General features: G+C 66.2%; 22 protein-coding genes. 7 read left to right on the top strand and 15 right to left on the bottom strand.

The genetic code is table 11. The annotated features are described in order from the left end of the window. The 7 genes from pheS to hisN all read right to left on the bottom strand — a co-directional run bounded on the left by pheS (position 1) and on the right by hisN (position 7,181). Positions 1–1,098, bottom strand: coding sequence for a phenylalanine--tRNA ligase subunit alpha (gene pheS / locus LC060_RS02185; RefSeq protein WP_226633582.1), 1,098 nt, complete (start codon positions 1,096–1,098; stop codon positions 1–3). An 89-nt stretch (positions 1,099–1,187) separates the two neighbouring features. After that, entirely contained in the window at positions 1,188–2,036 is an 849-nt protein-coding gene (locus tag LC060_RS02180; RefSeq protein ID WP_226633581.1) for a helix-turn-helix domain-containing protein, read from the bottom strand. Between the two features lie 203 nt (positions 2,037–2,239). Beyond that, entirely contained in the window at positions 2,240–2,599 is a 360-nt protein-coding gene (gene rplT / locus LC060_RS02175; protein ID WP_039389117.1) for a 50S ribosomal protein L20, read from the bottom strand. Between the two features lie 13 nt (positions 2,600–2,612). After that, the gene (gene rpmI / locus LC060_RS02170; protein ID WP_007012839.1) at positions 2,613–2,816 is read right to left on the bottom strand and encodes a 50S ribosomal protein L35; all 204 of its coding nucleotides are present in this window, start codon (positions 2,814–2,816) and stop codon (positions 2,613–2,615) included. Between the two features lie 143 nt (positions 2,817–2,959). Continuing rightward, entirely contained in the window at positions 2,960–5,623 is a 2,664-nt protein-coding gene (locus LC060_RS02165) for a CHAT domain-containing protein (RefSeq protein WP_226632309.1), read from the bottom strand. 285 nt (positions 5,624–5,908) lie between these two features. Next, positions 5,909–6,358 (bottom strand): gamma-glutamylcyclotransferase family protein, encoded by a 450-nt coding sequence (locus LC060_RS02160; RefSeq protein WP_226632308.1) that lies wholly within the window; start codon positions 6,356–6,358, stop codon positions 5,909–5,911. A 37-nt stretch (positions 6,359–6,395) separates the two neighbouring features. Then, positions 6,396–7,181 carry a histidinol-phosphatase gene (gene hisN, locus LC060_RS02155; protein WP_039389124.1) on the bottom strand — a complete coding sequence of 262 codons (786 nt, stop codon included), beginning with the start codon at positions 7,179–7,181 and terminating at the stop codon, positions 6,396–6,398. A gap of 133 nt (positions 7,182–7,314) precedes the next feature. On the opposite strand from hisN, the gene LC060_RS02150 reads away from it, so the two are divergent. Continuing rightward, the gene (locus LC060_RS02150) at positions 7,315–8,268 is read left to right on the top strand and encodes an AraC family transcriptional regulator (RefSeq protein WP_319005396.1); all 954 of its coding nucleotides are present in this window, start codon (positions 7,315–7,317) and stop codon (positions 8,266–8,268) included. 20 nt (positions 8,269–8,288) lie between these two features. Here LC060_RS02150 and LC060_RS02145 read toward each other — a convergent pair whose 3' ends face one another. Continuing rightward, on the bottom strand, positions 8,289–9,224 hold the full coding sequence (locus LC060_RS02145; protein WP_039389128.1) for a ribose-phosphate pyrophosphokinase: 936 nt from the start codon (positions 9,222–9,224) through the stop codon (positions 8,289–8,291). 194 nt (positions 9,225–9,418) lie between these two features. Continuing rightward, on the bottom strand, positions 9,419–10,396 hold the full coding sequence (gene glpX, locus LC060_RS02140; RefSeq protein ID WP_226632304.1) for a class II fructose-bisphosphatase: 978 nt from the start codon (positions 10,394–10,396) through the stop codon (positions 9,419–9,421). A 78-nt stretch (positions 10,397–10,474) separates the two neighbouring features. Here glpX and LC060_RS02135 point away from each other — a divergent pair, with 78 nt between their 5' ends. Beyond that, positions 10,475–10,933: a hypothetical protein gene (locus tag LC060_RS02135; protein ID WP_226632303.1), complete on the top strand. Its 459-nt coding sequence runs from the start codon at positions 10,475–10,477 to the stop codon at positions 10,931–10,933. 116 nt (positions 10,934–11,049) lie between these two features. Here LC060_RS02135 and LC060_RS02130 read toward each other — a convergent pair whose 3' ends face one another. Further along, the gene (locus LC060_RS02130; protein WP_226632301.1) at positions 11,050–12,357 is read right to left on the bottom strand and encodes a homoserine dehydrogenase; all 1,308 of its coding nucleotides are present in this window, start codon (positions 12,355–12,357) and stop codon (positions 11,050–11,052) included. A gap of 118 nt (positions 12,358–12,475) precedes the next feature. After that, positions 12,476–13,279, bottom strand: coding sequence for a hypothetical protein (locus LC060_RS02125; protein WP_226632300.1), 804 nt, complete (start codon positions 13,277–13,279; stop codon positions 12,476–12,478). A 403-nt stretch (positions 13,280–13,682) separates the two neighbouring features. On the opposite strand from LC060_RS02125, the gene LC060_RS02120 reads away from it, so the two are divergent. From LC060_RS02120 to LC060_RS02105, 4 genes are all read left to right on the top strand, one after another. Beyond that, positions 13,683–14,354: an energy transducer TonB gene (locus tag LC060_RS02120; protein WP_226632298.1), complete on the top strand. Its 672-nt coding sequence runs from the start codon at positions 13,683–13,685 to the stop codon at positions 14,352–14,354. 75 nt (positions 14,355–14,429) lie between these two features. Then, positions 14,430–15,203, top strand: coding sequence for a MotA/TolQ/ExbB proton channel family protein (locus tag LC060_RS02115; protein WP_039389137.1), 774 nt, complete (start codon positions 14,430–14,432; stop codon positions 15,201–15,203). 126 nt (positions 15,204–15,329) lie between these two features. Next, positions 15,330–15,860 (top strand): ExbD/TolR family protein, encoded by a 531-nt coding sequence (locus LC060_RS02110; protein ID WP_213500612.1) that lies wholly within the window; start codon positions 15,330–15,332, stop codon positions 15,858–15,860. Positions 15,861–15,889: 29 nt separating this feature from the next. Continuing rightward, a complete protein-coding gene (locus tag LC060_RS02105; RefSeq protein ID WP_226632297.1) occupies positions 15,890–16,324 on the top strand; it encodes an ExbD/TolR family protein in 435 nt (144 codons plus the stop codon). 87 nt (positions 16,325–16,411) lie between these two features. On the opposite strand, the gene LC060_RS02100 is transcribed toward LC060_RS02105, so the two are convergent. The 4 genes from LC060_RS02100 to LC060_RS02085 all read right to left on the bottom strand — a co-directional run bounded on the left by LC060_RS02100 (position 16,412) and on the right by LC060_RS02085 (position 21,537). Further along, positions 16,412–18,874: a ligase-associated DNA damage response DEXH box helicase gene (locus tag LC060_RS02100; protein ID WP_226632295.1), complete on the bottom strand. Its 2,463-nt coding sequence runs from the start codon at positions 18,872–18,874 to the stop codon at positions 16,412–16,414. Between the two features lie 70 nt (positions 18,875–18,944). After that, positions 18,945–20,402 (bottom strand): phosphoglucomutase/phosphomannomutase PgmG, encoded by a 1,458-nt coding sequence (gene pgmG / locus LC060_RS02095; protein WP_226632294.1) that lies wholly within the window; start codon positions 20,400–20,402, stop codon positions 18,945–18,947. Positions 20,403–20,404: 2 nt separating this feature from the next. Further along, positions 20,405–20,728: a J domain-containing protein gene (locus LC060_RS02090; RefSeq protein ID WP_226632292.1), complete on the bottom strand. Its 324-nt coding sequence runs from the start codon at positions 20,726–20,728 to the stop codon at positions 20,405–20,407. Next, entirely contained in the window at positions 20,725–21,537 is an 813-nt protein-coding gene (locus tag LC060_RS02085) for a division plane positioning ATPase MipZ (protein WP_226632285.1), read from the bottom strand. The genes LC060_RS02090 and LC060_RS02085 overlap by 4 nt, the downstream gene beginning before the upstream one ends. Positions 21,538–21,697: 160 nt before the next feature. On the opposite strand from LC060_RS02085, the gene panC reads away from it, so the two are divergent. Further along, positions 21,698–22,552, top strand: coding sequence for a pantoate--beta-alanine ligase (panC, locus tag LC060_RS02080; protein ID WP_226632283.1), 855 nt, complete (start codon positions 21,698–21,700; stop codon positions 22,550–22,552). Positions 22,553–22,606: the final 54 nt, after the last annotated feature.

Below are 22,606 nucleotides of genomic sequence, written 5' to 3'. Positions count from 1 at the left end.
TCAGGCCGGGGTGCCGACGCCACCCGAGAGGGTCGGCACGTCCATGGCGGAAAAACCGTAATGCGAAAGCCAGCGCACATCGCCGTCGAAGAAGGCGCGCAGGTCATCCATGCCGTATTTCAGCATGGCGAGGCGGTCGACGCCGGTGCCAAAGGCAAAGCCCTGCCATTCGTCGGGGTCGAGCCCGGCCGCTTCGATGACGCGGCGGTTGACCATGCCCGAGCCGAGCACTTCCATCCAGGCATGGCCCGGCGCATCGCCCGAACCGCCAACCACGCGGCGCCCGTTCTCCTGGCTGTAGCCCACGTCCACTTCCACCGAAGGCTCGGTGAAGGGGAAGTAGCTGGGGCGCAGGCGCAGGACGATGTCGTCGCGCTCGAAGTAGGCCTTGAGGAAGGTCTCCAGCGTCCACTTGAGATGGCCAAGGTGAATGCCCTTGTCGATGACGAGGCCTTCGACCTGGTGGAACATCGGCGTGTGCGTTGCGTCGCTGTCCGAGCGGTAGACGCGGCCCGGCGCAATGATGCGGATCGGCGCGCCCTTTTCGATCATCGAGCGGATCTGCACGGGCGAGGTGTGCGTGCGCAGCAGCATCTCGCGGCCCTTCTCGTCCCGGTCGGGAAAGTAGAAGGTGTCGTGCATCGCGCGCGCGGGGTGCGTCTCGGGCATGTTGAGCGCAGTGAAGTTGTGCCAGTCGTCTTCGATCTCGGGGCCGGTCGCGACGGCGAAGCCCAGGTCCGCGAAGACTTCGGCCAGCTCGTCCATGACCTGCGAGATCGGGTGGACGGACCCACGCGGCGTTTCGGGCGCGGGGAGCGAGAGGTCGATCGTCTCGGCAGCGAGGCGCGCTTCGAGCGCGGCGCTCTCGAGCGCGTCCTTGCGTGCGGCGATGGCGCCCGTCACACTCTCGCGCAGGGCGTGGATCTTGGGGCCCTCTTCCTTGCGCTCGTCCGGGGTCATCTTACCCAGAGTCTTGAGCAGGCCCGAGATCGAGCCCTGCTTGCCCAGGAACTCGACGCGCAGGGCTTCCAGCGTATCGAGATCCCCGGCCCCTTCGATGCGCGAAAGGGCGTCCTGGCCTGTTGCTGCGTAGTCCACGTCGAGTTCTGCCTGTTCTTTGGTCAATGTCCTGAGCGGGGTCCTTTAGGAGCCTCTCCGGCGAAGCGCAACGATGGAGCGCCCGCCGATCAGGCGACCAGCGAACGCGTGCCGCCGCGCGGGCCGACTTGCTCGACCATGTAGCGCGCCCGCTCTTTCAGTACGGCATCGACGAAAGGCTTGGAACGATGGCTGTATTCGGAGGGCGTCATGCCCATGAACTCGCGAAAGTCGCGCACGAACTGAGCCTGATCGCAGTAGCCCGGATCGAGCGCCTCGATCCACTTTAGCGAAGGGTCGGCTGCAAAATGCGCAAGACTGCGCAGGAAGCGCTGGCGGCGCAGCAGGAGCTTGGGTGGAAAACCGAAGGCGCGCTGGCACAATCGCTCCAACGTGCGGCGCGTGACACCCGCCCGTTCGGCAAGGTCCTCCACGCTGCTGACCTCAGGATCCCGGATCGCCTCGTAGGCCGCCGCTATGGTGCTTGCGGCCGGGTCGTCGATCGGCTCCAGCCCCATAAAGAATTCGGTAATCTGGCACAATTCACCCTTCGCATCGAGCGCACCCGATGCGAGCGTGTCGGCCAGGGGGCGGAAACGTTCGAAGGCCGGATCGGCCATGCCGTCGACAAGGCGGTTGGCATAATCGCGCGCAGGCTTGCCCACGAGCAGCGCCCAGCCCAGCGGATGGATCAGCACGCCCCACTGCCGCACGCTGCCGGTCCGCACATAGGCTTCCTGCGAACGCGCGCCGGACACCACGAAACGCGAACCGGGCAGAGCCTCCCCCGAACGAGTGCTGCCTCCCACAACCCCTTGCGCATTGAAACGCATGGTCGCCCAGTCCGGGAACATGAAGTCCTCGACCATGCCGCCATCGGACACGTCGATCTCGATCAGGAAGACGCTCGCAAAGTAGCGATGCAGTTCCGGAGCCACATCCAAGTAATTAGCCGTAACTTTACAGCGAGCCGTCATGCACGACCCATAGCCGAGAAAGTTCTGGCGGTTAAGTAAAAGTTACAAGGGTTAAAAGGAGGGTAAGTATACCCCCAAAGGAAAGGGCGCGGACATTGCTGCCCGCGCCCTTGCGCTTCGTCCACGGGAGGCCCCGAAGAGCCGCCCCGTATCCGATCCGATGCTTACGCCGGAAGCGCGGCCTTGGCCTGCGCGATCACGGTCGAGAACACCGCACCCTCGTTCATGGCGAGGTCGGCCATGGTCTTGCGGTCGAGCTCGATGCCGGCGAGCTTGGCGCCGTGCATGAACTGCGAGTAGGTCAGACCTTCGTTGCGGACAGCTGCGTTGATGCGCTGGATCCACAGGGCGCGGAAATTGCGCTTCTTGACCTTGCGGTCACGGTACGCGTACTGGCCAGCCTTTTCGACGGCCTGACGGGCAACGCGGATCGTGTTCTTGCGACGGCCGCGGTAACCCTTGGCCTGATCCAGAATACGCTTGTGCTTGGCACGGGTGGTAACACCACGCTTGATACGGCTCATTGGTCAGTACTCCTCAGTTGAGCCCGTAGGGCGCCCACTTCTTGATCGTCTTGGCATCGGCGTCGGAAATGACCTCGGTGCCGCGATTCTGGCGGATGTACTTGCCGTTGTGGCTGATCAGGCGGTGGCGCTTGCCGGCAACGCCGTGCTTCACCTTGCCGGTGGCGGTGAGCTTGAAGCGCTTCTTGACGCCGCTCTTCGTCTTCAACTTGGGCATTTTCGTCTCCTTTACAGGGACACGTTCGGTCGACCCTGGCAGCCCTTGTCGCCAGGCCGACCCGCGAATCTCTTTGTGAAAGACTCAACCGTGTCGATTGAAGGGCGGCCCATTACCGGCCAGCGGCACAGAAGGCAAGCCCCTCAGTGGCCGACCAGAACCATCGCCGCCCAATTCCCGGGCTGCGCCGCGCCATCAGGCCCGCGCCCTGCAATGAGTTCAAGCTGCGCGCGCTGGAGTGCGCGCGCCGCATCGCGCCCCCTGGCATGCTCCTCGACAGCCCGGACCACCAGCTGCGCGGCGACGTCATCGCGCACGGGCCAGTGCGAGACAAGCAGCGAGTGCGCCCCTGCGTGCAGGAAGGCGGCCGCGAGCCCTGCAAAGATCGGCGCGCCCGGGGCCCCGCCGCTCGCCGTATCGCAGGCCGAGAGGATGACCCAGTCGGCATCGAGACGCAGCCGCATGACCTCCGAGGCCACCAACAGGCCGTCCGCGGCCGCCCCCTCTCCCCGGCCCGGCGCGAGGACAAGCGCAGGCTCTTCAAGCCCGACCCGCGTCCCACCCGCCAATCCGTGAACGGCAAAGGCCAGGATATCGAAGTCCTCCAGCGGCAGGGCCGCGAGAGCCTCTTCCCGGGCTTCCTCGCCGACCAGCAGCGTGGCACGGTCCTGTCCGAACACGCTGGCCAGCGCCTCCAGTTCGCGCTCCGCGCCAGGCAACGGCGCCAGGTCCGAGAGGTCCACGCCTGCCGAGCCGACGGGGCCACTCACGGGCGCCCCCACGCCCAGAAAACGCCGCCTTCCTGCCTCGGACCGCCAAGCCCTCTTATCCGTCAGGAGCGAAGGTGCGATGCGAACACTGTGCCCGCGCACCAGCCAGTCAACCTGCGCCGGATCGACTCTGGCTCCATTCAACCCGGCATCATCGCGTACGAGCAGCGCCGGAGGCAGCCCCGCCAGATCACCGCCCGCGAAATAGACGAGGTCGCGATGATCCACGAGGACCTCGGCCAGATCTTCCGGAAAAAGCGCCTGGTAGAGGCCATGTGCGGCCTCGTAGGCAAAGACAGGCGGCTCCCCCGCGATGGCCCGCGGCGAGGCCGGATCGAGCGATGCGCGCAAGGTGCGCAGCTGCCCGCGGACCGCGCTGCGAGGCTGGGCCGACTGGCCCCAGGCAAGCCTCTCGCGCGTGACCAGGATCGTCACGACGTGGTCTTCCAGCAGCAGCGGCGCGACAAGCGCCTCGCCCGGGGCAAGACCCGCCCGGTAATCGGCAAGGGCGACCGGCTCGGGACGTCCAAGCGTGCGCAAGCTCGGCACCTCGCGTTCAAGCCGCTTTCCCAATGCGGCGATCTCGGTGTCGTTTGCGGCAATCTCGGCGGCAAGGCGCGCGGCACGCGGCCCTTCCCCGGCCGAAAGCGCAAAGCTGTTCTCCCGCTCGAGCGCGCGGCGTCGATGCAGGCGATCCTGAAAGCTGCGCAACAACTCGGCCGTCTGCGCGTCCACCGCCGCGGCGCGCGCAGCCACTTCGCGCGTCACCACCACAATGTCGGACATGTTGGCAAGCTGAAGGTAGCGGAACGCGGCCTCCTCGCGCCCCGTGCGCAAGGCCAGGTCCGCCGCGACGGCAAAGCCTGGCGCAAAGGTCGGCGCGAAACGAACCAGATCGCCGCGGCTGGCAGTCGCGTCGAGAAGCCGGGTCTCGAGCCGCTGCGCGACACCCTGCGCAAGAGCCCAGGCCTCCTCCTCCCGTCCCAGCGCGGCCAGGATGCGCGCCTCGCCGATCTCGAGGGGCATGCGGCGTACATCGTCCGCCTCGAAACGGCGCCGCAGGACGGCCATGGCCGGTGCGGCCTCGGCCAGGGCCGCGTGCGCATCGCCCTGCGCCAGACGGGTCAGCGCGCGCTCCATGTGGGTGCGGGCGCGTTCGGGATCATCCTCGGGTAAGGCCGTGTCGACGATAGCCACGGCGGCATCGCGGCGCGCGCGGGCCACCGCGAGGTCTCCGCGCTCCTGCGCGGCATCGGCGGCATTGCGCAAAGGGAAGGACGGGCTCGCCGGGTCCCGCCCGATACTGGCCTTTTCGTGGAACCGCGCCGCCTGCAGCCACAGCGCCTCGGCCTCTTCCAAGCGCCCCAGACGCCGCAGCACGCCTGCGTAATTCGAAAGCGAGATCGCCCGGTAGTGCCAGCTTTCGGCCTGGTAGGTCCCTTCCAGTTCGACAACCCGCGCGAGCGCCTTCTGCGCCTCGGCATAGCGCCCCGTGGTCAGGAGGATTGCGCCGAGGTTGCCCAGCGCCAGGGTCTGTAGCGGACTGTCCTCGGGCAAGTGCGCGGCGGCATGGTTGGCCGCCCGCTTCGCCTCTGAAAGCGCGCCTTCAAGCTGGCCGACCATGAACAGGGTGCCCGCATGCGAGGCCATCTGGTTCACCACCGCCGGATCGGCCGGATCCTGGCAGCGCGCGGCAAGGTCGGCCGCAATCCCGTATTCGTGCTCCGCCTCGCTGTAGCGCCCCTGCGCATAGGCGACAGTACCAAGGCCATTGTGTGCAAAGCTCGCTGCGGCCGATTGCCCCCCCGACGTCGCCTCGGCCAGCGCAAGTGCTCGGCGGGCGCTGGCCTCCGCCCGCGCGATCTGTTTCGTGTCGGTCAGGATCGTTGCCATCACGGTCTGCGCCTCGGCTTCGAGCGCAGTGCCCGTCAGGCCCGCCTGCGCGATCCGCGCGAGCGTCCGCTCCCCCACCTCGAGCGCGGCCTCCGCCTGGTCGGAATAGTCCAGCGACCAAGCCAGGCGGGTCTGGCCGCGCACCTGCCAGCGCGCCCCCACCCCGCCTGTTCGCTCCGCCCTTGCGAGGAGCGCGCGCCATTCGTCCGCCTGCCTTGCGCTATCGGCGTACCTGTCGCGCGCCAGGGCGCGTGCGAACGCTTCTTCCAGGGGCGTTTGCGGCGCAGGCTCGGCAGCCGGGGCGCTACAGGCCGCCCATGCCGGCAACGCCACGAAGGCGGCCCAGGCCGCAGCTGCGATTCGTCCCCCGATCCTCATCCTGCGCGCCGGTATGGAGGCTTACCCTGTGAATACAAGTGCGCAGTGGCATCACGCCTGCCGAAACGGCGAGGCTCCCGTTTCCTCCAGCCAGCGCGCGAAATCCCCGCCAGGCAGTGCCCGGCTCCCGCGCGGCAGCGCACGTGCATAGAGATAGGCTTGCGCAGCCCGGCACCGACCATCGTCCAACCGCGCGCCGATCGCCGCGCGCCGGTACTCGCTGCCCCCAAGCGCCCGCGAACAACAGCCCTCGTAGGCGTCGAGTTCTCCTAGGGTCGCGAGTGAGAAGGAGGGCCGGGCCGCATAGAGCATCCCTGCAACGCGCCCCGGACCGGGCAGAAGCGCGGGATACCACCCGTCAGGATCGGGGATCGCGACAAGGCGCCCGCCCACCTGCGCGGGCCCCAGCGCCCGAAGGTGGGCATGGATCCGGCGCGTGAGCGCGGTCTCCATACCCGCCAGCAATGTACCGTAGAAAAAGAAGCGGCGCGGCGCGTTCACCCCTGCGTACCCTTGCGTGCCGCTGGGCAGCGTCCGCTCAATGGTTGCAGACCATCGCCTCGACCACGTCCTCCATGCGCGCCGGATCGCCGAGCGCCAGCACGTGCCCTTCCGAGGCCGCGTGCAGGGGGTCCCCGTTCCAGTCGCACATCATGCCGCCTGCCCCCTCGACGATGGGCACCAGCGCAGCCCAGTCGTAGAGCTTGAGGCCCGCCTCGCAGACAAGGTCGATATGGCCCGAGGCGAGCAGGCCGTAGTTGTAGCAATCCCCGCCCATGACCATGCGCTTGTGGTCGGTCTTGGCCGCGAGCGCCATGAAGTGCTCGCCCTGGTGGTTGTCGAAGTAGTGCGGGCCCGTCGTTGCCAGCACCGCATCCGACAGTTCGCGGCAGCGGCGCGTTTCGATGGGCTTTCCGTTGAAGGTGGTGGCGCGTCCGCTCGCGCCCACCCAGCGCTCGCCCAGGATCGGCTGGTCGATCACACCCAGCACCGGCCAGCCATCGACGAGCAGCGCAATCAGCGTGCCGAAGATCGGACGGCCCACCACGAAGGAAACCGTGCCATCGATGGGATCGAGCACCCATTCGCGCCGCGAAGTGCCCTTCTCGGTCCCGAATTCCTCACCGGTGATGCCGTCCTCGGGAGCTTCGGCCCGCAGGATTTCACGCATGGCTTCTTCGGCCGCGCGGTCCGCCACGGTCACGGGCGAGGCATCGCCCTTCTTCTCGGTGTCGAGATTGGCGGCACGGAAATAGGGGCGAATAGCCTCGCCGGCCGCATCGGCAAGGCGCAGGGCGAGGGCGAGGTCCTGTTCGATCGTCATGGCGCCCTGTTCTCCCAGCATTCCTGCAAGGTCAAGACCATGGTGCAACCGCCCCTGCGCGATTGGCGCTTGTCGCTTCGCAAATCACCCACTAGGCCCAAAGCAAGGGAGCGGATTACAAGGGTTGGAATTGATGCAGAAAAAGGCTCCCGCCTTCAATCCCCTCATCGTTCCCGAGTTCGGGACCACACCTGCCGGACAACCCCTGTCCTACAATCGCGCGCCCTCGCGCGATCTCGCCCCCTGGATCGGCCGGATCTACATCAGCAAGGTCGATCTTCCCGAGGGCTACACGCTCCAATGCAGCCAGTTCAACGACATCGCGTGCCTGCGCTTGCAGCTTGCCGGGCACTGGGGCGCGAAGACCGCGAATGGCTGGGAAGAGTCGGCGCGCTCCGCCTGCCTGTTTGGCCCGCAGACCCGTCCGATGCCGGTCCGCGTCACCGGGAGCTTCACCAGCATTGGCGTTGCCATCCGCCCCGGCGCTTCCACCGCACTGAAAGGCGTCCCGCTGCCGGGTATCATCGACCGGCTGGTGCGCACCGGCGACCTTGGCCTTCCCGAAGATGAACTTCTTGCCCGCTTCGCGCCCGAGGGGACGCCCGAGGACTGGGCGCGAGCCCTGGAAGACCTGTTTCGCGAACGGGTGGAGGAAACCGGCGGCAACCTGCCCGACCCCATCTCGGTCCAGTTCGAACAGCTGGCCTACCGCACGCCATCCATGACCGTGGCGCAGGCCGCGCGCGACTGCGGGGTGGATCGGCGGCGACTGGAACGGGTGATCCTGCGCGACTACGGGCTACCGCCCAAGCAGGTCCTACGACGCGCACGCGCGCTCGACATGGCGAGCCACCTGCGCGGGGTGGGCGATCGCTCCGAAGCCGAAGCGATCATGCTGCGCTATTACGATGAAAGTCACCTGATCCACGAGTTTGCGGATCTCTTCGGGGTCTCGCCGGGCCAGTTCGCCGCGACGGCGCAGCCGCTGCTGACGCTCTCGCTCGAGGCCCGCCAGGCACGCCGCCTCGAAGACCTCAAGCGGATCGCGCCGGGCGATGCACGCCCCTGGCAGAAGGCCCCCGCCTGAGGGCCTTCTGACCAGATCGATCAGTCGAACAGGCTCGAGACCGAGCTCTCGTCCGCGATGCGGCGGATCGCCTCGCCCAGCAGCGGGGCGATGGTGAGGATACGGATACGGTCTGAAGCCTGCGCGGCTTCGGTCGCCTGGATCGAGTCGGTGATGACCAGTTCCTTGAGCGCCGAGTTGTTCACGCGTGAGACGGCGGCGCCCGAAAGCACGCCGTGGGTGATGTAGGCCGTGACGCTCGCCGCGCCCTGGTCCATCAGCGCCTGCGCCGCGTTGCACAGGGTGCCGCCCGAATCGATGATGTCGTCGATGAGAATGCAGGCGCGGCCCTGGACATCGCCGATGATGTTCATGACTTCCGACTGGCCCGGACGGTCACGGCGCTTGTCGACGATGGCGAGCGGCGCGTTGTCGAGACGCTTGGCGAGCGCACGGGCACGCACCACGCCGCCCACGTCCGGCGAGACCACCATCAGCGACTGGTCGCCGTAGCGGGCCTGGATGTCGGCTGCCATCACGGGGGCTGCGAACAGGTTGTCGGTGGGGATGTCGAAGAAGCCCTGGATCTGGCCAGCGTGCAGATCGACCGAGAGGACGCGGTCGGCGCCGGCTTCGGTCATCAGGTTGGCGACCAGCTTGGCCGAGATCGGCGTGCGCGGGCCGGGCTTACGGTCCTGGCGGGCGTAGCCGAAGTAGGGAACCACCGCGGTGATGCGGCGCGCCGAGGCACGGCGCAGCGCGTCGATGCAGATCAGCAGTTCCATCAGGTTGTCGTTGGCCGGGTAGCTGGTCGGCTGGACGACGAAGACGTCTTCGCCGCGCACGTTCTCGTGGATCTCGACGAAGATTTCCTCGTCCGCGAAACGACGCACGCTGGCATCGGTCAGCGGCAGCTCCAGATAGGCGGCAACCGCACGCGCCAGCGGAAGGTTGCTGTTACCCGACATGATCTTCATTGCGAATCCCCGAAAAATGCCACTCGTGAGGCCAGAACGCGCCCGCCCTTAGTGACCCGTCACCCAAATGCAATAGAGACACCCCGCTTTTTTGCGCGTCGCAAACCGCTGCGCGCGGCGTTCCCCTTTCCGCAAAAAGGCCGGATCCACCTGCGTGGAACCGGCCTTTTTCGTTAGCTGTCAGAACGCTGCGCTCAGATCGCGTGTTCGCCCTTGATCCAGCGCACCGTGCCCGAGCTGGCGCGCATGACCACGCTCTCGGTGGTCAGCTTGCCGTTCTTGAAGTGCTTGACGCCATCGAGCAGCGAGCCATCGGTCACACCCGTCGCCGCGAAGATGCAATCGCCCTTGGCGAGGTCTTCCAGCTTGTAGATGCGGTTGAGGTCCTCGATGCCCCACTTGCGGGCGCGCGAACGTTCGTCATCGTTGCGGAACAGGAGGCGTCCGTTGAACTGGCCGCCCACGCAGCGCAGGGCCGCCGCTGCCAGCACACCCTCGGGCGCGCCGCCCGAACCCATGTAGATGTCGATGTTGGTGTTCTCGTCGGTGGTCGCGATGACCCCGGCCACGTCGCCATCGCCGATCAGCACCACGCCGCAACCAAGACCGCGCAGCTCTTCGATGAGGTCGGCATGGCGCGGACGGTCGAGCACGCACACGATGATGTCGCCCGGCTCCACGCCCTTGGCCGCAGCAACCGCCTTGACGTTCTCGGTCGCGCTCTTCTCGAGGCTGATCACGTCCTTGGGATAGCCCGGACCCACCGCGATCTTGTCCATGTAGACGTCAGGCGCGTTGAGCAGGCCACCTTCTTCGGCCGCCGCCAGAACAGCAAGCGCGTTGGGACCGGCCTTGGCGGTGATGGTGGTGCCTTCGAGCGGATCGAGCGCAATGTCGATCCTGGGCCCCTTGCCCGGAGCGCCGCCGACCTTTTCACCGATGAAGAGCATCGGCGCCTCATCGCGCTCGCCCTCACCGATAACGACCGTGCCGTCCATGTAGAGTTCGTCGAAAGCCTTGCGCATGGCTTCGACGGCCGCCGCATCGGCCGCCTTTTCATCGCCGCGCCCAACGAGCTTCGACGCGGATATTGCCGCGGCTTCGGTCACACGCACCATTTCAAGGACGAGGACGCGATCGAGGACTTTACTGGCAGGGGTATGTTCAGACATGTTCACTCCGGATTAATCCGTGGAGGAAAGGTTTGCCTGCCTTAAACAGAGGAACCTGAGTTGTCGAGAAGACGAACTGTGCTTTTGGCGCTTGCCGCGCTCGTCCCGACCTCGGCGCTCGGCCAGGAAGGGGATAATCCCGCCGATTCCGAGGTTTCCGACGCGGACCGCGCAATTGCGGAAAAGATGCTGGGCAATGGCGGACGGGTCACCCGCGACCGCTCCCGCCGGGCGTGCCTGCGCACGATCCGCCAGGGCGAGATCATCGTGTGCGCCCCCGACGAGGAGGAGTTCCGCATCCCCTCCACCGCCGAGGACGATCCCACCGGCGCTGCCGGAACTGACGATGGTCGCCTGCGTGCGCCCGACGTCGCAGGCGGCGGTATCTTCAAGGGCAAGGCGACGGCGAGCGGCATGTGCGTGGTTGGCCCCTGCCCGCCCGAGCAGCCGCTCATCATCGACCTTTCCGCCATCCCCGAAGCGCCCGAGGGCTCGGACGCGGACAAGATCGCCAAAGGGCGCCTGCGGGTAAACTAGGGCCGGCGTCCCGCCCCAACTGGCACGACACGCAAAAGGGGGCGCGCCATGGACATGGCACGCCCCCCCTTTTTCGAAGCCCCGCATGGGGCCGGGCCGCGAAGACCCGGCGCCGATCAGCTGCCCAGGATCTGCATCACCAGCGGCGGCGCGATCAGGCTGGCCGACCCATCGAGGATGCGCACCGCTTCCACGACGCCCGATTCGGGGCCCGGGTGGGTGACGATGGCGAGGATGACCTCGCCGTCCTGGTCGGGATCGCCCTTCTGGATCATGCTCTCGATCGAGACGCCCGCATCGCGCATGGCCGCGGTAATCTCGGCCAGAACGCCCGGACGGTCGGGCACGGTGAAGCGGATGTAGAAGCTCGAGACGCGGTGGCCCGAGGCTGCCGGCTCCATCACTTCCAGTTCGGCCACGGGCATCGCGAAGGCCGGGCCCTTCTCACCGCGCGCAATATCGATGATGTCGGCCACGACCGCGCTCGCGGTCGGCCCATCGCCTGCGCCCGCCCCCTGGAACAGGAGGCGGCCGACGAAGTTGCCCTCGGCGACGATCGCGTTGGTCGGCCCATCGACATTGGCCAGCGGGTGGCCGGTCGGGACGAGGAAGGGCCGCACGCGCTGGAACAGGCGCGGGGAACCTTCTGCGGTGTCGACCTCGCTCATGCCGATCAGGCGGATGACATAACCCAGGTCCTGGGCCTGCGCGATGTCGGCCGCCTTGACCTGGCTGATGCCCACGCACTCGACCGCATCGAAATCGAGACGCGCACCAAACGCGATGGACGCAAGCAGCGAGAGCTTGTGCGCGGCATCGATGCCCTCGACGTCGAAGGTCGGATCGGCCTCGGCGTAGCCCAGGCGCTGCGCATCGGCGAGCACGTCCCCGAAGTCGGCGCCTGTGTCCTCCATGGTGGAGAGGATGTAATTGCAGGTGCCGTTGAGGATGCCGTAGACGCGCTCGACCGCATTGGCCGCCGCGCCGTCGATCAACCCATTGACGACCGGAATACCGCCCGCAACCGCCGCCTCGAACTTGAGCGCGGCGCCCGCCTTCTCGGCGGTTTCGGCAAGTTCCAGGCCATGATGGGCGAGCATTGCCTTGTTCGCGGTAACGAGGCTCTTGCCATGGGCCAGCGCGGTGCGCGCAATGGCGAGCGCCGGACCATCCGAGCCGCCGACCATTTCCACCACGACATCGACATCATCGCGCGTCGCCAGCTCGGCCGGATCGTCCACCCAGGCGTAGGCAGAGAGGTCCACGCCGCGATCCTTGGTGCGGTCACGCGCGCTGACGGCGGTAATCTGCACCGGGCGCCGGGCGCGGCGGGCAATCAGCTGCGCATTCGTCTCGATCAGACGGACAACGCCCGTCCCCACGGTTCCAAGGCCTGCAAGTGCGATCTTCAGCGGTTCAGTCATCGGGTCCCCTTTCGGCCCCGGGCCCTAGGACAGCTGCACGCGATTTTCCAGCACCTTGCGCACGTGCCCTGCCCTTTGCCCGCAGACCGACCTTCGCTCGCGGCCAAGGAGCCCAGCATCATGAGCGGTTGCGCGTGCACGGCCCGAGCTGGCGGCGCACCGCACGGTAATCATCCTGCGCCTGCCGCTTGGCGTCATACCCCTGCGAGATATTGGCCCCCTGCGGCGGATACTCCGGCAGCGCGCAGGCCAGGCGATACCATTCCAGCGTCTCGGGTGCGGGCGGATGGGTCACATCGGCCACCAGTTCGGAGAACGAGGCGCCCCAGGCAACCGGCTTGCCCGGTTCATGGCGCACCGTGATCGAGGCGGCCGAACCGTCCTTGGTATTCAAGAAGATCTGGGTCTCCCCCTGCCCGGCCAGCGTCCCCGGCACATAAAGAAGTTCGCGCACGCCGGTGATCTCCCCTGGCGCATCGGGTGCAACCGTCTCACGCAGCAGGCCACGCAGCTTCGCGTCGAGCGCCGGCGTGAACAGGAGCTGGGAATCCGGCTCGATCAGCTGGACCTCGCCCGAACGCCCGGGCACCGCGCGTGCAAAGAGAATGACCATCTGGTCCTTCAGGTCCTCACCCTTGCCGCGGGAATCGAGGGGCATGTCGACAAGATAGCGCAACGATTCGCCAATCGGCGAATTGCCGATGAGCAAGGCGCGGGTGTCCGCCTCGACATAGAATCGTCCGATTCCCGGAGCCAGACCCGGCGCCCTTTCGGCCCCGAGACGGGTCATCCGGGTCACCTGTGCCTCGATCACCATGGGGGCCGAATCGGCCAGATCGGCGAGGTCCGCAAAGGTCACGTCCGCGCCCGGAGACTGCGGGTTAGCCGCAAGTGCGGGCCCAGCCTGAAAAACGAAACTCAAAGCGGCCAGACCCATCGTAAAAGGGCGTCGCACAGCAGGCATGAAATCAGACTCCGTAACAAAATCGCAATCTTATGAGACGTGAAAAGCCTTGCGGCAATCCATCTCACGATGCACCATGCGGGTAATGCAGCTTAATTGGAGGTTAACCCCACGCTCTGCGATTGGGCGTTGCGCAGGGGCACCTTCAACGCTAAGAAAACTGCAAAACGGGGCGATAAAACAAACATGCTCCGCGGTAAGCCTTGCTGTTGCGTGACAATCGCGAGGTGGACTGTCAGCCGTCAGGGTGGGTAATTTCGAATTTCGTCATGGGCTTCGCGTGCAGCGAGGGCCATCGGCGCCCTTGGACATGTGCTTTTTCGTGCATGACCGGGGCTTGGTAATGGAGTGATGCGTCTGAATGGCTTACGCTGACCAGCAAATGAGTGGTAGTAAACTTACCACTATTGTCATCGTCGCCTTGATCCATGTGTTCATCGGCTATGCGCTGATCTCGGGCCTTGCCTATGAGGCAACTAAGAAGGTCATCAGCAAAGTGACCACCGTGGATATCAAGGAAGAACCCCCGAAGGAGGAAGAGCCCCCGCCGCCGCCTCCCGAACCGCAGCCGGATACGCCGCCGCCGCCCATCGTGGCGCCGCCGCCGCCGATCAACATCGCGCCGGCTCCGCCGCCGGTTCAGACCGTGATCACCGCGCCGCCTGCACCGCCCGCCGTGATCACCACGGCTGCGCCGCCGGCACCGCCGGCACCGCCTGCTCCCCCGGCTCCTTCGAAGGCACGTGGTGCCTCGACGAAGAACGCGGGTCGCTGGGCCTCGCAGATCCAGCGCAACTACCCGAGCCGCGCCGCGCGTGAGGGTCGTGAAGGTCGCGTGGGTGTTCGCGTGACGGTGACGACCGAAGGTCGCGCCGGCAGCTGCCAGGTCACCAGTTCGAGCGGTAGCCCGGATCTGGACGAGGCAGCTTGCGAGGGCATGGAGCGTTACGCACGCTTCGAGCCGGCTCTCAATGCCGCCGGCAACCCGATCTCGAGCAGCTACTCGACCACGATCGTCTACCAGCTCAACTAAGCCCATTGATACAGGGCCCCGCCCTCTGCGTGAGACGGCCCTATAATCCTGCATTCTTCTTGAGAGGTAATTCGCATGCTTATCGTTGATATCCTTGCCGCCGCCGGCGAAGCCGCGCCGCAGAACAAGTTCGGCTTTGCCGAAGCCCTCGAACAGGGCGGTTTCATCGCCTACGCCACCGTCGTGATCCTCGGCATCATGTCGTTCGGTTCGTTCTACATCCTGTTCACCAAGTGGTTCGAGCAGTCGAAGATCTTCCGCCAGTACAAGGCCGTTGGCGGCTCGTTCTGGAAGGCCCCGACCATCAAGGACGGCGCCACCAAGCTCGAGAAGAACAGCGCATGGCGCCAGCTCGTCGACGACGGCATCGTTGCTGAAGAGCAGCACGCCAAGATGACCGACGAACTCGAAGCCCACGACTGGCTGCACGCTTCGCTCGCCCGCTCGGAAGCGTCGATCAACGCCCGCCTCGCCGGTGGTCTTCCGTTCCTCGCCACCGTCGGTGCAACCGCTCCGTTCATCGGTCTGTTCGGTACCGTTGTCGGCATCTACCGCGCCCTGATCGCCATCGGTCTCGCCGGTTCGGCCTCGATCGACAAGGTCGCCGGCCCGGTCGGTGAAGCTCTCATCATGACCGCACTCGGCCTGCTCGTCGCCGTTCCGGCCGTGCTTGCCTACAACTACCTCCAGGCTCGCAACAAGCGCATCGCCGAGCTGCTGACCGGCTTCTCGAGCGACGTCCTTGCCTACATCACCTCGAAGGGTGCCGTTAAGCCGATCACCTCGACCGCTTCGGCTGCCAAGAAGCCGGCGGCTGCTCCGGCCAAGCCGGCTCCGGCCAAGTCGTAATCAGTCCGGGCTTCCGGGACCGGCCTCGCCGGTCCCGCAACCTCCGGGGACCCAAAGGCGGCGGCAGTACTATGCATGCGCTGATCGTCGCCTTCCCCAAGGCAACGCAAGGATTAGGATAAGACTATGGCGATATCTTCGGGCGGAGGCGGTGCTGAGACACCGATGTCCGACATCAACACGACGCCGCTCGTCGACGTCATGCTGGTGCTTCTGATCATCTTCCTGATCGCGGTTCCGGTCGCGATCCAGACGATCGAAAAGCTGCGTATCCCGGTGATCGAGGCCGTCGAATCGAAGGACAAGGTCGAAAACCTTCTCCTGACCGTGTCGACGACCGATGACGGCGGCCGCAGTGCAGGTGAACCGGGCTACGAAGGCGCATCGCGCAACGGTGAGTGCCGCGTTTACTTCAACAACATCACCCCGGTCTCGGCCGAGGAACTTCGTGACCGCGCCTTCAAGCGCCTTGACGGCATCGTCAAGCGTGCGGGCGGCCCCGAGGCCCTCATGTCGAACCCGGACCTGGTGCCCCAGGTGCACATCCGCGGCGACGTGGAAGCCCCGTGGCGCTGCGTGGCCGGCACGATCTACAACGTGCAGATTTCGGGCTACCCGACGGTTGGCTTCATCACCAACCCGATCGACCCGAACTAAGCCCCCGGCAAGAACAGGAGAACACCCTCATGGCTATGTCAGGCGGCAAGGAAGACGGCGCGCCGATGATGGAGATGAACACGACGCCGCTCATCGACGTCATGCTCTGCCTCCTCATCATGTTCATCATGTCCATCCCGGTCGCGACCCACGCGATCAACATCGACCTGCCGGTCAATTCGCAGACGCCGAATGATCCGCCGCCGGTCGATCCGATCCGCAACAAGGTCGTTCTTACCGTGAACGACGAGATCCTGTGGAACGGCACCCCGGTGGACGGCCCCGGCCTCTTGAACCTGCTTCAGCAGTCGCTTCAGTACGAAGTCGAGCCGGAACTTCAGTTCCAGCCCGAGCCGAACGCCAGCTACGAGCTGTCGGCCAACGTGCTGCAGATCATCAAGGGATCGAACGTCTCGAAGTTCGGTTTCGTCGGCAACGAACAGTTCGCCGAATTCAGCAAGTAAGCTGACACGATACCGAGCTCTTGCGAGCACAGATCAAGGGGCGGAGCGATCCGCCCCTTTTTCATGTCTGCACCCGATACAGCGCGCTCACAGTATCTCGGGATCGTCTGCGGCTGGCTCCACCTGCATGGCAAGCCCCGCCAGCGTCTCCGCCTCGAACAGGAGATCGTCCTCGGCGGCTCCCGTGGGCAGGTTCTCGCGTCCGATCATGGACAGCGCCGGCACCGCCAGCGGGCTGATTCGCTCCAGATGGACATGGTCGATTTCCCGCGCCGCACGTTCCAGCAGGTCCCCCACCCGCGCCACGTCCGTCAGACGCGCGCGCGCATCGGCCCAGGCCGCCTCGATCAACACGTGATCGGGCTCGTACTTCGAGAGCACGTCGTAGATGAGGTCGGTGGAGAACGTGACCTGCCGTCCCGACTTGCGCTTTCCCGGCTGCTGGCGCTCGACCAGGCCGGAGATGACCGCCACCTCCCGAAAGGCCCGACGCAGAAGGTAGCTCTGCTGCACCCAGTCGACGAATTCATGAGTCAGGATGTCGGGTGAAAGCAGCGCGGCGGGCTCTGCCACCGCCTTCAGGCTCCACACAATCAGCGTATAGTCGGTCGCCACGAAACCCAGCGGCCCAAGCCCCCTGTCCTCCATGCGCCGGGTAATCAGCATCCCCAACGACTGGTTCGCGTTCCAGCCCTCGAAAGTATAGAACGCGGTGTAGGCCAGATCACGGTGCGGAAAGCTCTCGACCAGGAGCCGCCCGGGCGCAGGCAGGTGCGAACGCCAGTCCTGCACCTCCAACCATTCGCGCACATCATCGGGAAAGCGAGCCCACCCTGCACGATCGGCCAACATCGCCTGGACACGTCCGGCCAAATGCGTCGAGATCGGCATGCGCTGGCCCATGTAACTGGGGATCGTCGCCGAGCGTTTCGCCGCGCGCACAATGAGATCGAGGTCCTTGAGCGATTCGACCTCAAGATCGAGCCCGGCAAAGCGGAAGGTATCGCCCGGCTCCAGGCTCGCCCCGAAACCTTCCTCGACTTTGCCCAGAGAGCGCCCGTTGCGAAAGCGCACCTCAAGCATCTCGGAATCGACGATAATGCCCGCATTCAGGCGATGGCGCGCGGCATGCTCGGGGTGGGTGAGGCGCCAGAGCCCATCGCGGTCCTGCACAATGCGCCGGAAGCGGTCGTAGGCCCGCAGCGCGTAGCCCCCGGTCGCCACAAATTCGAGCACGCGCTGCAGGACGGCCGCGTCCACCCAGGCATAGGCCGCGCTGGAGCGCACTTCGTCGAGCACTTCGGCCTCGGTGAACGGCCCCGCGCAGGCCCGGCCCATGACATGCTGGGCCAGCACATCGAGCCCGCCCGGCCGGAAACCCTCGCCATCACGCTGCCCCGCGCGCACCGCCTCCTGGGCCGCAAAGGCCTCGAGAAATTCGAAGCGGTTTCCCGGCACCAGCAGCGCCTTGCTGGGACTGTCAAGCCGGTGGTTCGCGCGCCCAATCCGCTGCAGAAGCCGCGAGGAACCCTTAGGTGCACCCATCTGCACGACAAGGTCGATATCGCCCCAGTCGATGCCGAGATCGAGACTGGCGGTGCAGACCAGCGCGCGCAGTTCGCCCCGCGCCATGGCCCCTTCCACCTTGCGCCGCGCCTCCTTGGACAGCGAGCCATGGTGGATGCCGATGGGCAGCGTGTCCTCGTTCGCGCTCCACAGCTCCTGGAAGATATACTCGGCAAGGAAGCGGGTATTGGTGAAGATCAGCGTCGTGCGATGCGCGGCGATCCGCTCCATGAGCTGCGGGATCGCCCAGGTGGCCGCATGCCCGCTCCAGGGGATGCGCGCGTCCTCGGGCACCAGGATCTCGACGAGTGGAGCCGCCCCCGCTTCGCCTTCGACAAGCGCGACCGAATCGAGGTCACCCCAGGGCGCGAGCCAGCCCCGATAGGCGTCGGGTTCGGCCAGCGTCGCGGAAAGCGCCGCACGCTGCAGCCCCGGCGCCAGCGCCTGGAGCCGTGCCAGCGAAAGCGCCAGCAGATCGCCGCGCTTGCCCGCCGCGAAGGCATGGACCTCGTCGATCACAACCCGGCGCAGGCTGGCAAACATCTCCGCCGCTTCGGGATAGCTCAGCAGCAACGAGAGCGATTCGGGCGTCGTCAGCAGCACATGCGGGGGCCGGGCGCGCTGGCGGGCCTTGCGATCCGACGGCGTATCCCCGCTGCGTGTCTCGACGCGGATCGGCAGCTCCATGTCCTCGATCGGGGCGATCAGGTTGCGCTGAACGTCATGCGCAAGCGCCTTGAGTGGCGAGATGTACAGCGTGTGCAGCCCTTCGGGCGGCGCATTCCCGTTCAGCCGTGACGGCGTGAAGTCGCAAAGCGTGGGCAGAAAACCTGCGAGCGTCTTGCCCGCACCCGTATCGGCGACGAGCAGGGCGTGGTGTCCGGCATCGGCGGCCTCGAGCATCTGGGCCTGGTGGCGCCGCACGCGCCAATCGCGGCCTTCGAACCACGCCGCGATCTCCGGGGGTATTGCCTGCTCGGCCATCCTCTTTCCTACTCCGCCGCCTGACATCTCGTGCAATCCCTGCGTCGCGGGCCGGTTCCCCGCACCGTCTTCAGGCTTCGCGCGGCCGGACGATACCCGACAGCGCCAGTTGCGCATCGATCTGCGCGACAAGGCGTGCCAATCCCTCTTCGGAGGTGCTTTCCGCGCGTGCGGTCAGCATATCCTGCGTGTTGGACGCGCGCAGCAGCCACCAGCCATCGGGTCCATCCAGACGCAGACCATCAAGCGTCACCGGGTCGTGTCCCTCCTGCGCCAGACGTTGGCCCACTTCGGCCACCACGGCCGTGCGGCGCGCAGGCGGCACGGCAAAGCGCAGCTCGGGCGTCGCGAACGTGCGTGGCAGGCTGTCAAGCAGATCGGCGACCGAGCGCCCGCCCTGCGCCACCAGCGCCATCATCCGTACGGCCGCGTAGATGCCATCGTCGAACCCGAAGTAACGGTCGGCAAAGAACAGGTGGCCGCTCATCTCACCCCCCAGAATGGCCCCCGTCTCCTTCATTGTGGACTTGATGTGCGAATGGCCGGATGGCGCCATGACCGGCCCACCGCCAGCAGCCTCGATCTGTGCGAAGGTGCTCGCGGACATCTTCACATCCCCCACGACCGAAGGCCGTATATCGCCGCTTTTTCCAGGATTCTGCGCCAAAATGTCGCGCGCCAGAAGCGCCAGCAACTGGTCCCCCCAGACAATGCGACCCTGTCCGTCGACCACGCCGATCCGGTCCGCATCGCCATCAAAAGCAACTCCGAAATCGAGGCTCTTCGCCGCGACGAGCGCCTGAAGGTCTGTCAGGTTTTCCGGGAGAGTGGGATCGGGATGGTGATTGGGAAACCGTCCATCGACACAGGAGTGCAGGACATGGTGGGTTCCGGGCAACTGCCGACACAGACGTTCAACGATGGGGCCAGCAGCGCCGTTGCCTACATCCCACGCGACCCGCAGGCGAGAGAGCGCATCCGGGTCCGCCTGGCCGAGCCCGCCAAGCAGCGCGGCGATGTAGTCCGGCGCGATATCACGCTCTTCCACGACGCCCACCCCGTCGATCCAATCCGCGCACGCAGCCATGCCGCCCAGCTGTGCAAGGTCCGCTCCGAAGAAGGGGCGTCCGCCAAGTACTATCTTGAAGCCATTGTGATCGGCGGGATTGTGGCTGCCAGTTACCTCAATGCCGCCTTCCACATCTTCCAGTGAGGCTTCCGCAAAGTAGAGCATCGGACTGGGGGCAAGCCCGATCCGGATGACGGCGATGCCGCTCTCGCAAAGGCCCTCGACAAGAGCCTGCTCGAGTTGCGGTGAACTGAGACGGCCATCCCGGCCGACGACCACCTTCGGGGTCTCGACAAGAGATCCACGTCGCATGACAGAGCCGACACTGCGCCCGAGAGCGTAGGCATCGGCCTCGAACAAGGTCGCGCCATATATACCGCGCACGTCGTAAGCGCGCAGGAGCGAGGTGTCGAAGACATGCCCCCCGCGCGGGTGGAGCGGCCCAGGGGTAGGCGCCATGGTCAGCGCTCCGTGTCCTCCGCCCCCGTGTCGCCGAGCGCGGCCAGCAACGTGTCGCGCGCGGCATTGGCGGCGTGAACCTCTTCGCTCGAGCCACCGCGATCAGGGTGGACCAGGACAACGTGACGGCGATGCGCCTCCAGGATCTGCTTGCGGCTGGCCCCGTCCTTCAGGCCCAGCAGTTCCTGAGCCTGCCGCTGCGCGAACGTGCGCCGCTTGGGCGGGCTGTCGGGCCAATGGCTGATCCCCAGCGTCTGCCAGGGCCAGCGCCCGAGAATCATGCGCCAGGCAATCGCGGCCAGGACGATGATCCAGAGGAACTTCATCGGCCGGGAGCCATCGCTGCGGGCGCCTCGGTGCGGCCCGGACGGGGTAGGTTCAGGCCCTTGACCAGACCGCGCAGCTCCTGACGGGCAACCAGATGGCTGGTGCCCAGTTCACCCAGGTGGCCCTTGTCGAGCAGTGTCAGGCCCGAGGGGAACAGCTCACGGAAGATCACACGCTCGGACAGGCCGCCCGAGATGCGGAAGCCCACGCGGCGCGCCAGTTCCTGCAAGGCGCCGTCCATGCGGCGCATGTTGCGCGCCTCGACATGCTGCATGCGGTTGCGCACGACCACCCAGTCAAGCTCGCGCGCACCCTGCTCGATCGACTTGACCCCGCGCTTCTTGCGCGCCTCCCAGATCACCTCGGCGTAGAACGAGAGCTTCTTCACCTTGAAGGTCTCGGTCTCGACCTGGCCGATGAGGTCGAAGTCGATGAAGCTGTCGTTGAGGGGGGTGACCAGGGTGTCCGCGGTCGAGGCCACATGACGCGCGAAGGCGTCGTCGCGGCCCGGCGTGTCGAAGATCAGGAAGTCGTAGCCTTCCGCGATCTGCTCGGCGAGGTCGTCAAGCTCGTTGAAGTCCTCGCCATCATAGACCGAGAAACGCGCGCCCGGCAGCGCGATACCGCGCCTCTGCTCGGTCTCGACCCGGTTTTCGAGGTAGCGGTACAAGGTGCGCTGGCGCGGATCGAGATCGATCGCGGCGACCTTGGCCCCCTGGTAGGCAAGCGCGATGGCCACATGAACGGCGGTGGTGGACTTGCCCGTCCCACCCTTTTCGTTTGCGAAGACGATACGATGCGCTGTCACGGATCCTGATTTCGCTCTTTCTGCTGGCGCCGGGCGGCCAAGACCGCCTTTGCACCTTCCCCTGTTTTCAACCCATTGCCGCCCCATGACCTGTACCGCTATGGGCGTGGTCACGAGGCCGCCTCGGGTTGGCGGTATCCTATCGGAGCAGTCCTTGCCAATGCAAACCGTGCACGCCCTTGATCCACTGCGCAGTGCCACCGCCCAATTGCGCGCGAAGGGCACGCTGGCGCTGGTCCCGACCATGGGCGCGCTCCATGAAGGGCATCTGACACTGGTGCGCGAAGCCCGGCGCCGCGCCGATGCGGTGGCTGTCTCGATCTTCGTCAACCCGCTGCAATTCGGCGCAAACGAGGATCTGGATGCCTATCCGCGCGTCCTCGAACGCGATGCACAGCTGCTGGAAAAGGAAGGCGTGGACCTCCTCTGGGCGCCGCAGGTCTCGGCCATGTACCCAGACGGCTTTGCCACCTCGATCAGCGTTACGGGTGTGAGCGAAGGGCTGTGCGGCGCGGCACGGCCGGGCCATTTTGACGGCGTGGCCACTGTCGTTGCCAAGCTCTTCAACCAGGTCAGGCCAGACATGGCCTTCTTCGGCGAGAAGGACTGGCAGCAATTGGCCGTCATCCGCCGCATGGCCCGCGACCTGGACTTCACCCGCCCCCACGTCACCGCGATCCACGGCGTTCCCATCGTGCGCGAGGCGGACGGGCTCGCAATGTCCTCGCGCAACGCCTACCTCTCCGCCGACGAGCGCGCCCGAGCCGCCACCCTTCCCACAGCCATGAAGGCCGCCATTGCACGGATCGAGGGGGGAGAAGTTCCGGGAAGCGCGCTCGCCACGCTCAGGGACGACCTCGCTGCGGGCGGTTTCGGCCCCATCGACTACGCCCTGCTGTGCGATGCGGTCAGCCTTGCCCCGCTCGAGGCCCCCATTGCCGCCCCCATGCGCCTGCTCGTGGCCGCACGGCTGGGCACCACGCGCCTCATCGACAACATGGCGGTGGCCGCCTGACCCCTTGCGCGCAATCGCGGCAAGGCGAATTCTCACAGCCTTCGTCATTTGCGC

This window comes from Novosphingobium profundi (assembly GCF_020524485.1).
Classification (GTDB): Bacteria; Pseudomonadota; Alphaproteobacteria; order Sphingomonadales; family Sphingomonadaceae; genus Novosphingobium; species Novosphingobium profundi_A.
This window is presented reverse-complemented; position numbering and strand designations above follow the sequence as displayed.

What these genes read in the sequence shown, in the direction of transcription:
- rplT (WP_039389117.1), bottom strand. Translation starts at nt 2,599, where the DNA reads ATGAGCCGTATCAAGCGTGGTGTTACCACCCGTGCCAAGCACAAGCGT.
- rpmI (WP_007012839.1), bottom strand. Translation starts at nt 2,816, where the DNA reads ATGCCCAAGTTGAAGACGAAGAGCGGCGTCAAGAAGCGCTTCAAGCTC.
- hisN (WP_039389124.1), bottom strand. Translation starts at nt 7,181, where the DNA reads ATGACGATCGAACAGGACCTCGCCCTCGCCCTGCGCCTTGCCGATGCG.
- LC060_RS02150 (WP_319005396.1), top strand. Translation starts at nt 7,315, where the DNA reads ATGCAGAAAAAGGCTCCCGCCTTCAATCCCCTCATCGTTCCCGAGTTC.
- LC060_RS02145 (WP_039389128.1), bottom strand. Translation starts at nt 9,224, where the DNA reads ATGAAGATCATGTCGGGTAACAGCAACCTTCCGCTGGCGCGTGCGGTT.
- glpX (WP_226632304.1), bottom strand. Translation starts at nt 10,396, where the DNA reads ATGTCTGAACATACCCCTGCCAGTAAAGTCCTCGATCGCGTCCTCGTC.
- LC060_RS02130 (WP_226632301.1), bottom strand. Translation starts at nt 12,357, where the DNA reads ATGACTGAACCGCTGAAGATCGCACTTGCAGGCCTTGGAACCGTGGGG.
- LC060_RS02120 (WP_226632298.1), top strand. Translation starts at nt 13,683, where the DNA reads ATGGCTTACGCTGACCAGCAAATGAGTGGTAGTAAACTTACCACTATT.
- LC060_RS02115 (WP_039389137.1), top strand. Translation starts at nt 14,430, where the DNA reads ATGCTTATCGTTGATATCCTTGCCGCCGCCGGCGAAGCCGCGCCGCAG.
- LC060_RS02110 (WP_213500612.1), top strand. Translation starts at nt 15,330, where the DNA reads ATGGCGATATCTTCGGGCGGAGGCGGTGCTGAGACACCGATGTCCGAC.
- LC060_RS02105 (WP_226632297.1), top strand. Translation starts at nt 15,890, where the DNA reads ATGGCTATGTCAGGCGGCAAGGAAGACGGCGCGCCGATGATGGAGATG.
- LC060_RS02100 (WP_226632295.1), bottom strand. Translation starts at nt 18,874, where the DNA reads ATGGCCGAGCAGGCAATACCCCCGGAGATCGCGGCGTGGTTCGAAGGC.
- pgmG (WP_226632294.1), bottom strand. Translation starts at nt 20,402, where the DNA reads ATGGCGCCTACCCCTGGGCCGCTCCACCCGCGCGGGGGGCATGTCTTC.
- LC060_RS02090 (WP_226632292.1), bottom strand. Translation starts at nt 20,728, where the DNA reads ATGAAGTTCCTCTGGATCATCGTCCTGGCCGCGATTGCCTGGCGCATG.
- panC (WP_226632283.1), top strand. Translation starts at nt 21,698, where the DNA reads ATGCAAACCGTGCACGCCCTTGATCCACTGCGCAGTGCCACCGCCCAA.